This window comes from Isoptericola sp. NPDC057191 (assembly GCF_042670225.1).
Taxonomy (GTDB): Bacteria; Actinomycetota; Actinomycetes; order Actinomycetales; family Cellulomonadaceae; genus Isoptericola.
This window is the reverse complement of the sequence record NZ_JBHUWC010000160.1, coordinates 1-9,341: the sequence shown is the minus strand read 5'-3', so window position 1 is coordinate 9,341 and position 9,341 is coordinate 1. Positions and strand designations below refer to the sequence as shown.

General features: G+C 74.9%; 9 protein-coding genes. 7 read left to right on the top strand and 2 right to left on the bottom strand.

Annotated elements, in window-relative coordinates; translation table 11 throughout:
- The 4 genes from ACFT55_RS16300 to ACFT55_RS16285 all read left to right on the top strand — a co-directional run.
- Window positions 1-195, top strand: a 195-nt coding sequence (locus ACFT55_RS16300) for an NfeD family protein (RefSeq protein WP_380244890.1), incomplete at its 5' end; no start/stop codon positions are given.
- Window positions 196-237: 42 nt separating this feature from the next.
- Window positions 238-1,707 carry a flotillin family protein gene (locus tag ACFT55_RS16295; protein WP_380244889.1) on the top strand — a complete coding sequence of 490 codons (1,470 nt, stop codon included), beginning with the start codon at window positions 238-240 and terminating at the stop codon, window positions 1,705-1,707.
- A gap of 79 nt (window positions 1,708-1,786) precedes the next feature.
- Window positions 1,787-2,443, top strand: coding sequence for a DsbA family protein (locus tag ACFT55_RS16290; protein WP_380244888.1), 657 nt, complete (start codon window positions 1,787-1,789; stop codon window positions 2,441-2,443).
- A 156-nt stretch (window positions 2,444-2,599) separates the two neighbouring features.
- Window positions 2,600-2,779 carry a hypothetical protein gene (locus ACFT55_RS16285; RefSeq protein WP_380244887.1) on the top strand — a complete coding sequence of 60 codons (180 nt, stop codon included), beginning with the start codon at window positions 2,600-2,602 and terminating at the stop codon, window positions 2,777-2,779.
- Between the two features lie 40 nt (window positions 2,780-2,819).
- On the opposite strand, the gene ACFT55_RS16280 is transcribed toward ACFT55_RS16285, so the two are convergent.
- Window positions 2,820-3,773, bottom strand: coding sequence for a DNA-3-methyladenine glycosylase family protein (locus ACFT55_RS16280; RefSeq protein WP_380244886.1), 954 nt, complete (start codon window positions 3,771-3,773; stop codon window positions 2,820-2,822).
- A complete protein-coding gene (locus tag ACFT55_RS16275; RefSeq protein ID WP_380244885.1) occupies window positions 3,766-4,377 on the bottom strand; it encodes a ribonuclease H in 612 nt (203 codons plus the stop codon). Before ACFT55_RS16275 ends, ACFT55_RS16280 begins: the two co-directional genes overlap by 8 nt.
- A 255-nt stretch (window positions 4,378-4,632) precedes the next feature.
- Here ACFT55_RS16275 and ACFT55_RS16270 point away from each other — a divergent pair, with 255 nt between their 5' ends.
- The 3 genes from ACFT55_RS16270 to ACFT55_RS16260 all read left to right on the top strand — a co-directional run.
- Window positions 4,633-5,787, top strand: a complete 1,155-nt coding sequence (locus ACFT55_RS16270) for a VIT1/CCC1 transporter family protein (protein ID WP_380244884.1) — start codon at window positions 4,633-4,635, stop codon at window positions 5,785-5,787.
- Between the two features lie 131 nt (window positions 5,788-5,918).
- Window positions 5,919-7,679, top strand: a complete 1,761-nt coding sequence (locus tag ACFT55_RS16265) for a hypothetical protein (protein ID WP_380244883.1) — start codon at window positions 5,919-5,921, stop codon at window positions 7,677-7,679.
- Window positions 7,680-7,762: 83 nt separating this feature from the next.
- Window positions 7,763-9,341: hypothetical protein (locus ACFT55_RS16260; protein ID WP_380244882.1), on the top strand; the 1,579-nt coding region annotated here is incomplete at its 3' end.

The following is a 9,341-nucleotide window of genomic DNA, read 5'->3' as shown; positions in this document are numbered from 1 at the left end:
GGCGCGCACGGCACGGCGACCACCGACGTGACGGCGACCTCGGGGGAGGTGTCCCTCGACGTCCCGACCGAGCTCGAGCGTCGCCTGGCCCGTTCGGACGAGCCCATCGCGGCGGGGTCCCGCGTCGTGGTGCTCGAGCACTCCGGTTCCACCGTGCGGGTCGGGCTGCACCAGCCCGGCACGCTCGCCCGCTGACCTCTCCCCTCGACCGGAAGGAGACGCGCTCCGGCGCGCACCATGTTCGATTCGTCCGACAGCAGCTTCATCACCACGATCGCGGTGCTCGCCCTCGTGGTGGCGTTCCTCGCGGTGGGCATCTTCGTCGCCCAGCGCATCCGCCGGGTGCCGCCGAACCAGGCCCTCGTCATCGTCGGCCGCGGTGCCGGCAAGAAGGAGAGCGCCGCCCAGAGCCAGCGGGTCGTCATCGGCGGCCGCACGTTCGTCTGGCCGATCCTGCAGCAGGGCTTCGCGATCTCGCTCGAGCAGCGGCAGATCGGGATCACCGTCGAGGGCGTCGACAAGAACCGCATCAAGATCGCGATCAAGGCGTCGATCAACTTCAAGGTCCGTGGTGACGACGAGGGCGTGCGCCGCGCCGCGCAGCGCTTCCTGTCCCAGCAGGAGATGCTCACCGAGATCATCAAGGAGTCCCTCGAGGGCTCGCTGCGCTCCATCGTCGGCGACATGACGATCGAGCAGATCATCTCCGACCGCAAGGGCCTGTCGGACCGGGTCGTCGAGTCGACCAAGACCGACCTCGCCGAGCAGGGGCTGCAGGTCGACCTCCTCAACATCTCCGACATCTCGACGCCCGGCTCGGAGTACCTGGCCAACCTCGGCCGGGCGGAGGGCGCCCGCGCGCTGCAGGTCGCGGAGGTCTCCGAGGCGGAGGCGCGCCGGGTCTCGGAGTTCGCCGTCATCGAGGCGGCCGAGCAGATCGCCGAGCGGCAGAAGGCGCTCGACCTCAAGAAGGCTGCCATCAAGGCCGACACGGACCGGGCGAACGCCGAGGCGGAGGCGGCCGGCCAGCTCGCGCGCGCCGAGCAGGACCGGCTCGTGGCGCAACAGGAGCGCGAGGCGCTGGCCGAGAAGGCCCGCGTGACCCAGGAGCGTCTCGACATCGAGGTCCGCAAGCCCGCCGAGGCGAAGGCGTACGCCGAGGTCCAGGAGGCGACGGCCCGCCGTGACGCCGCGAACGCCGCCACCGAGGCGGACGCGTTCAAGCGCACCACGATCGCGGAGGCGAACAAGACGGCCGCGATCCAGGACGCCGAGGCGTCGGCCGCCGCCGTCCGTCGTGCCGGCGAGGCCGAGCGCGACCGCCAGATCGCGCTGGCCGCCGGTATCAAGGCGGAGGGTGAGGCCAAGGCGTTCGCGGTGGAGGCCGAGGGTCGCGCCGAGGCCGTGGCCACGGACGCCAAGGCCGAAGCGCTCAAGAAGTACGGCGAGGCGGCGCTGGTCCAGGAGCTCATCGAGCGCCTGCCGGAGATCGTCCGCGCCGCGGCGGAGCCGATCGGCAACATCCAGGGCATGACGGTCGTCTCGACCGACGGTGCGTCCTCGGTGACGAAGACCGTCGCCGCCGTGCTCGGCGAGGGCCAGGGCGTGGTCAAGCAGCTCACCGGCGTGGACATCCACCAGCTCATCGCCGGGATCGCCGGCTCCCAGCTGGCGCCCACGTCGGAGGAGAGCGTGCCGCTCAACTGAGCGCCCCGTCGTCGCCCGTGCGACGCACGCCACGCCCCGCTGCGGGAATCGCCTTCCGCAGCGGGGCGTTGGCCTGGGCGTGACTTCTTTGAAGATCGACGTCTGGTCGGACGTCGCGTGCCCCTGGTGCTACATCGGCAAGCGCCGCTTCGAGACTGCGTTGCAGCGGATCGCGGAGCGCGACGGCGCCGCCCCCGAGGTGGAGGTGGAGTACCACTCCTTCGAGCTCTCGCCCGACACCCCCGTCGACTTCGACGGCACGGCGACCGAGTTCCTCGCGGACCACAAGGGCATCCCGCTGGAGACCGCCCAGCAGATGCAGGACCAGGTGACCGCGCTCGCCGCCGCCGAGGGCCTGACGTACCGGATGGACCAGGTCCGGCACACCAAGACCCTGAAGGCGCACGAGCTGCTCCACCTCGCGAAGGCGTTCGGCAAGCAGGAGGAGATGAAGGAGCGCCTGCTGCGGGCCTACTTCACCGAGGGCGAGCACGTGGGCCACGTCGAGGACCTCGCCGACCTGGCGGCGGAGGTCGGCCTCGAGCGCGAGGCCGTCGTCGTCGCGCTGAACGCCGGTACCTACGCCGAGGCCGTCGCGGACGACATCGCCCGTGCCCGCTCCTACGGCATCAACGGCGTCCCGTTCTTCGTGCTCGGCGGCCGGTACGGCGTCTCGGGCGCGCAGGACCCGAACGTCTTCGTGCAGGTGCTCGACCAGGTCCTCGCCGAGGCCTGACCGCCCGACCGAGGCGCAACTCACACCGCCAGCCCTGGCAGTGAGACGGCGTATCACCGAGAATCGAGGCCTGCCCGCACCGTCGCGGGGAACGCCGCGGCCTCGAGCCAGCCACGCTCGGGCGTACCGCGGCCGTGGGTCCGTTGGAGGAGAAACATGAACGACGCCACCGAGAGCTCGTACCGCTCGATCGCCAACCCGCGCCGCACCACGCTGATGACCGTCAGCGCGGCCGAGGCGGCCGCACCCCACCACGGCGCGGACGAACGTCCGCTCCAGCTGCTGGGCGACGACGGCGCCGTGTGCGTGGACGGCGTGTGCAGCCTGCCCGACTGACGGCTGCGCGCGGGACGGCGCGGTACGCGCCGCGCCGTCCTCAGAACGTGCGGTAGTCCGCGATCGACAGCCGTGGCCCCCGGCGCGGGGCCTGCGGCCGTCGGTCGAGGAACAGCAGCCGCACCACGCGGTGCCGGTGCGGTGCGTAGGGCGCGAGCAGCCGCAGCATCCCCTCGTCGTCGGTGCGTTCGCCGGTGAAAGCCCACCCGACGGCTGCCGCGAGGTGGAAGTCCCCGACGGACACGGCGTCCGGGTCGCCGAAGGCGCGCTGTGCCACCTCCGCCGACGTCCACCGGCCCACGCCCGGCACCTTCTCGAGCCGGGCACGCGCCTCCTCGCCGGGCATCCCGCTGGCGTCCTCCAGCCGCGCCGCGACCTGAGCGCACCGCACCGCGGTCGCCGCACGCCGCGGGTCGACGCCGGCCCGGTGCCAGTCCCACGTCGGGACCGCCGCCCACGCGCGCGCGGACGGGACCACCCGCAGGCCGTCCGGCGCAGGCCCCGGCGCGGGGGAGCCGTGTCGGGTGACGAGCCACCGCCAGGCGCGGTGCGCCGTCACGACCTGCACCTTCTGCTCGAGCACGGCGGGCACCAGCGCCTCGAGCACGCGCTCGCTGCGGCACATCCGTAGCCCGGGCGTGCGTCGCGCGGCGTCCCGGGCCTGCGGCGGCGGCGTGAACGCGGAGGCGTCGTCCTCCTCGCCGAGCAGCCGCGGCAGGTCGTCGGCCGCCTCGCGGGCCCCCGGCCCCCAGTGCTGCGCGACGACGGTGCGCTCGCCGTGGGCGACCAGCCGCTGCGTGACCGGACCCGTGCGCACCAGCGTGGTGCGCCACAGGGCCCCGTCGGGGGTGCGGCGGAACGTCGGGTCGCCGGCGCCGTGCCGCAGCGGGGCGAGCGTCAGCCCCAGGTCGAGCGGTCGGTCGGACGTGTGCTCGACCGTCACGTCGCCCGCGCTCGGGCGGGCCGCGACGGTGGTGGGGCTCGTGCTAGTCAAAGAGGGTTCCGAGCTCCCAGCCGCCGTCGCTGCGGGCGCCGACGGGCTCCGCCTCGCGTGACGGCCGCGCGGCCGGGCGCTCGGCGGCGTCCCGGCCGGCATCCCGGCCGGCGCCGCCCCGCGGCGTCTCGTCGCCCGCGATGACGAGCAGCTCGTCCACACCGCCACGCCCGGCGGCCCAGTCCTGCGCCGCGAGCCCGGCGAGCTGGTCGGCGCGCTCGTTGAATGGGTTACCGACGTGGCCGCGCACCCAGCGGAACCGGACCGGGCCCTCGCGGCCCGTGATGGCGTCGTCGATCGTCTGGATCAGCTCCAGGTTCTTCACGGGGCCGCCGGCCGCCGTGCGCCATCCCTTGCGCTTCCACCCGTGGATCCATTCGGACGCGCACCGGATCGCGTACTGGGAGTCCGACTCGATGAGGAGCGGCTCCGCCCCCGGGTGCGCCTCGATCGCGCGCAGCAGGGCGGTGAGCTCCGCGACCTGGTTGGTCCCGGACGCGGCGCCACCGGAGTCGAAGCGCCCGCCCTCGTGGGCGATCCACGCCCAGCCGATCGCGCCACCGGGGTTGCGGAGGCACGAGCCGTCAGTGCTGACAATGATCACGCCGGAGTCCCCTACTGTCCGAGCCCCTGGTGTCCAGCTCGCGGTCGCCCCTCGTGGCCGACCACGGGCCGCGCCCGGCCGACCCCGGACGCCGCCCCTATTGTGCCCCGAGCCGGTGACACTCGGGTGCGCGTCCACACCACGGCCTGTCGCGCGTCCGGCTGCGGACGTCCGAAAACTCCGGCGCGCGCCCCCGGAAGCCGCCCGGGCCCCGCCCGGAACCCGCAACCGCCCCGCAGCGGACATCATGACGGCATGACCGACGGCACCGCCATGCCCGCGCCCGACCGCCCTGCACGCCGCCCCGCGGACGTCCGACGCTGGCGCCGCTACCTCGCCGACGAGCGGGCCGAGGCCGCGACGTACCGCGACCTCGCCCGCCGCCGCACCGGCGAGGAGCGCGCCGTCCTGCTCGCGCTCGCCGACGCCGAGGGACGGCACGAGCAGCACTGGCTCGACCTCCTGGGGGACGACGGCGGCAGGCCGCTGCGCGGCGACCTGCGCACCCGCATGCTCGGCCTCTTCGCCCGCCGCTTCGGTGGCGTGTTCGTGCTCGCGCTCGCCCAGCGCGCGGAGGCGCGCTCGACGTACGACCGCGAGGAGTTCGCGACCCCGACGATGGCGGCGGACGAGCAGATCCACGAGGAGGTCGTGCGGGCGCTCGCGACCCGGGGACGCAACCGGATGTCCGGCACGTTCCGCGCCGCCGTCTTCGGCGCGAACGACGGCCTCGTCTCCAACCTCGCCCTCGTGCTCGGCATCGGCGCCTCCGGCGTCGGGTCCCAGACCGTGCTCCTCACGGGCGTCGCGGGTCTCCTCGCCGGCGCACTGTCGATGGGCGCGGGCGAGTTCGTCTCCGTGCGCTCGCAGCGCGAGCTGCTCGAGGCGTCCACGCCCGACCCGAAGAGCGCCGGCGCGCTGCCGCACCTCGACGTCGACGCCAACGAGCTCGCGCTCGTCTACCGGGCGCGGGGCATGGCCGCCGACGAGGCGCAGGGGCGGGCCGACCGCGTCCTGGCCGGGCTGGCCGCGACCGGGACGCTGGCGCCCGAGGTCCTGCACGACGAGCCCGCCGCGTCCGACGCCGTGTCCGGCGCCGCGGGGGCGGAGGCGGACGACGACCTGGAGACCCACGGCACCGCCTGGGGCGCGGCGATCTCGAGCTTCTGCTTCTTCGCGTCCGGCGCGCTGATCCCCGTGCTGCCGTACCTGCTGGGGCTCACGGGCGTCCAGGCGATCCTCGTGGCGTCCGGGCTCGTCGGGCTGTCGCTGCTGGTCACGGGCGCGATCACCGGTCTGCTCTCGGGCACGTCGCCCTGGACGCGTGCGCTGCGCCAGCTCGCGATCGGGTTCGGCGCGGCGGCGGTCACGTACGCCCTCGGGCTGCTGTTCGGCACCTCGGTGGCCTGAGGCGTCCGCGCCACCGGGTGAAATTTTCGGCGGTGCTGTTGCGAGACCGTTGCTCGGGCGTCACAGTGTGACGTGGGTCATGGCATGTGCATGACCAGCGTGGCATCGAAGGGGGCCGAGTGGCACGCAGCGTGGACCGAGCGCCGGCGGCAGCACGCCGTCGGTGGTTCGCGCGCGCCGGGGCCGCCGCGGCCGGACTGCTGGGAGCCGCCGCGCTGAGCGTGGCCGTCGCGGGCTCCGCGTCCGCCGACGACGGTGGCCGGGCCGACGGCCCGGTGACGTCCCTCGTCCGCACGCTCGTCGACCACGGCCAGCACCCGGGCCAGCAGCCCGCCGAGCAGCCCTCGGAGCAGCCGCAGACCTCGCCCGCGTCGAAGCCCGCCGCCACGGCGAAGGCTCCTGGGGCACATCCGCTGCGCGACGTCCTCGACAAGGCCGTCGCGCCTGTGCGGGAGACGCTCGAGCCGGTGCGGAAGGCCGTGCACGACGCCGTCGCACCCGCCGAGCAGGCCGTCGACAGCGTCACCCAGGACCTGACCACGCACGAGGCGCCCGCCGGAGCGGAGCAGCCCGCGAGCACCGAGCAGCCCGCGAGCACCGGCAAGAACCAGCTCGCCGCGAACAGCGCGCCCGACAAGAACAGCGAGCCGGTCAAGAGCACCGAGAAGGGCCAGCCCGCCGAGGACAGCGAGCCCGCCGAGGCCGCCGAGGCGGCCGCGAGCAGCGAGGACGCGGCGAACGCCGAGCAGGACGCCGAGGCCGGCCAGGGGGCGCCTGAGAAGGCCGCTCCGAAGCCCGCAGCGCCGTCGGAGCAGAACGAGCCGGCCGACACCACCGAGCGCGCGGACGACGCCGAGCCGGCGACCCCGACGTCGCCGGAGCTGCCCGGAGCGGAGCTGATCGAGCGTGCGGTGCAGCCGCTCGGTGCGGTGACGGCGCCGGTCGGCGCGATCGTCGAGGGTGTCCTGACGCCCCTGGCGCCGGTGATCGACCCGGTGGCGGGCGTGGTCGAGGACGTCACCACCCCTGTCGGCGAGACGCTCGCCCCGGTGACCGACACGGTCGCCGACGTGCTGTCCCCGGTCACGAAGGCGACGTCGCCCGTGCTCGAGCCGGTCGGCCGCGTGGTCGACGAGGTGGTCAAGCCCCTCGCCCCGGTCACGGACGGGGTGGGCGCGGTCGTCGCTCCGGTCGTGCGCACGCTGGACCCGGTGCTCGACCCGGTCGTCCGGCTGGTGACACCCGTGACGGGCTCGCTCCAGCCGGTGCTGGACCCGGTCCTGAACGCCACCGCCCCCGTGGTCGACGCGCTGGCGCCTGTCGTCGAGCCCGTCGGGGGAGTGCTCGCACCGGTCGTCGAGCCCGTCACGGACGTCACGGCGCCCGCCCTCGACCCGGTCCTGGACCCCGTCCTCGACCCGGTGCTCGACCCGGCACCCGCGCCGGCTGCCACGCCCGCCGCCACGCCCGCTGCCTCCGTGCCGGTCGCCGTCGCGCCGTCGTCGGCACCGGCCGCCACCGCCGTCGAGCCCGCCGCGTCCTCGCGGGGCGCCGCGCCGGCCACGCGGACCGTGCCGGCCGCGCCGTACCTGACGTCCCTGCCGACCACCTCGGACGCGCCGAGCCTGCCGCTCGTGCCCGAGGTCGTGGCCGCCGAGCTCCCGACCGCCGTCCCGGCGGACCGCGGGCCGGACCCCGCCACCCCCTCGTCGCCCGCCGTCGCTGCGGCCGGCGGGGCCTCGCTCTCCACCTCCCGCGGGGCCGGTGGCGACGCCGCCGCCGACCTCGTGGGCCGTGCCCACGTGACCTCGCGTGGCTGGACGGTCCTCACGGCCGACCAGCTCGACCGCCTCCCCGCGGTCTCCCTGGACATCCCCGTCTCTCCTGCCTGACGTGGCCGCGTCGCGCCCTCTCGCGCGACAGCGACCGCGGGCGGCGTCTGCCACCCGCGCACCACGTCAGTCAGGAGCGGATCATGCATACGTATGTCCGGCGAGCCGTGAACACCGCGCTCGTCGCAGGCGGCCTCGTGGTCGCCGGGGCCGTGATGGCCCAAGCTGCGGACGGGGACGTCGCCGACGTCACCGTCGGAGAGAACACCTCGGTCGACCTGCATCTCAGCGAGGTCTCCGAGGAGACGAGCGACGCGTCGCTCAAGACGCCGGTCGACCTGCCGAAGGTCGACACGGACCCGGTGGAGGACGTCGTCGACGCCGTCGCCGGTGCGGACGGCGTGGTCGACGACGTCGTGGGACCGGACGAGCAGTCCGCCACGACGACGGACGACCTCGTGGACGCGGTCGCCGAGGACGTGCACCAGACCGCGGACGACGTGCAGTCCGGTGACGTCAAGGGGGTCGTCGACGACGTCGCCGGCCAGGACGGCGTCCTGGACGACGCCGTCGAGGACCAGCCGTCCGACCAGGGCGACGGGACCTCCGGGGGCGACCAGGCCGCCGGCGGCACGACGCCCGACGAGGCCGGTGCCGCCGAGCCCGCGCAGGACGGCGCCAAGGCCGACGCGAAGGCCGGTGCCGGCGATGCCGGGGCGGCCGTCGACAAGGTCGTGGAGCGGGTCTCGGACGAGGTCTCGGACGTGGCCGGCGCTGCGGACGAGGCGCTCGGGACCGGCTCGGCGGTGCGGGACACCGTCGACGGCGTCACGGGTGACGACGGGGTCGTGGACGACGTCCTCGGCGCCGACGAGCCCGAGGCAGGCGTGACCGACCGGGCCCTCGAGCACGTGGCCGACGACGTCGAGGAGACGGTGGGCCACCTCGCCGCCGGCGACCTCGACAGGGTCGTCGACGACGTGACCGCGGAGGACGGGGTCGCCGACGACGCGCTGGAGGACCAGGGCGTCGACCAGGCGGTGGACCAGGTCGGCGAGACCGCCGACTCCGCCACCCGTGCGGTGGACGGAGTCCTGGGCACCGGCACCGCCGTGCAGGACACCGTGGGTGCGACCGTCGACGGCGTGACCGACGCCGTGGCCGGCGAGGACGGGGTCGTGGACGACGTCCTCGGCGCCGACGAGCCCGAGGCCGGCGTGACGGACGAGGTCGTGGAGCACGCGCTCGACGACGTCGACACCACGCTCGACGACGTGACGGCGGGCGACCTGGACGGCGTCCTCGACTCCGTCGTCGCCGACGACGGCCTGGTGGACGACGCGCTCGAGGGCGACGCGGCCGCCGGCCTGCCGGGCCTCGACGGTCTGGGTGGCCCGGCTGACCTGGGCGACCTCGGTGACCTGGGTGACCTGGGCGACCTGGGCAGTGCGGGGGCGACCCTGGACACCACGGTGGACGAGGTCCTCGGTGGCGTCTCGGACGTGGCTGCCACGGTCGACGACGCGCTCGGCACGGAGCCGACCGTCGAGAGCACGGTGGACGGCCTCGTCGGTGCGGATGGTGTCGTCGACGACGTCCTCGGAGCCGACGAGCCCGAGGCGGGCGTGACGGACGAGGTCGTGGAGCACGCGCTCGACGACGTCGACGCCGTGCTCGGTGAGGTCGCGTCGGGCGACCTGGCCGGAGTGGTCGACTCGGTGG

Bases quoted from the DNA above. Each gene is read 5' to 3' on its own strand.
- ACFT55_RS16285 (WP_380244887.1), top strand. From the start codon at position 2,600: ATGAACGACGCCACCGAGAGCTCGTACCGCTCGATCGCCAACCCGCGC.
- ACFT55_RS16295 (WP_380244889.1), top strand. From the start codon at position 238: ATGTTCGATTCGTCCGACAGCAGCTTCATCACCACGATCGCGGTGCTC.
- ACFT55_RS16270 (WP_380244884.1), top strand. From the start codon at position 4,633: ATGACCGACGGCACCGCCATGCCCGCGCCCGACCGCCCTGCACGCCGC.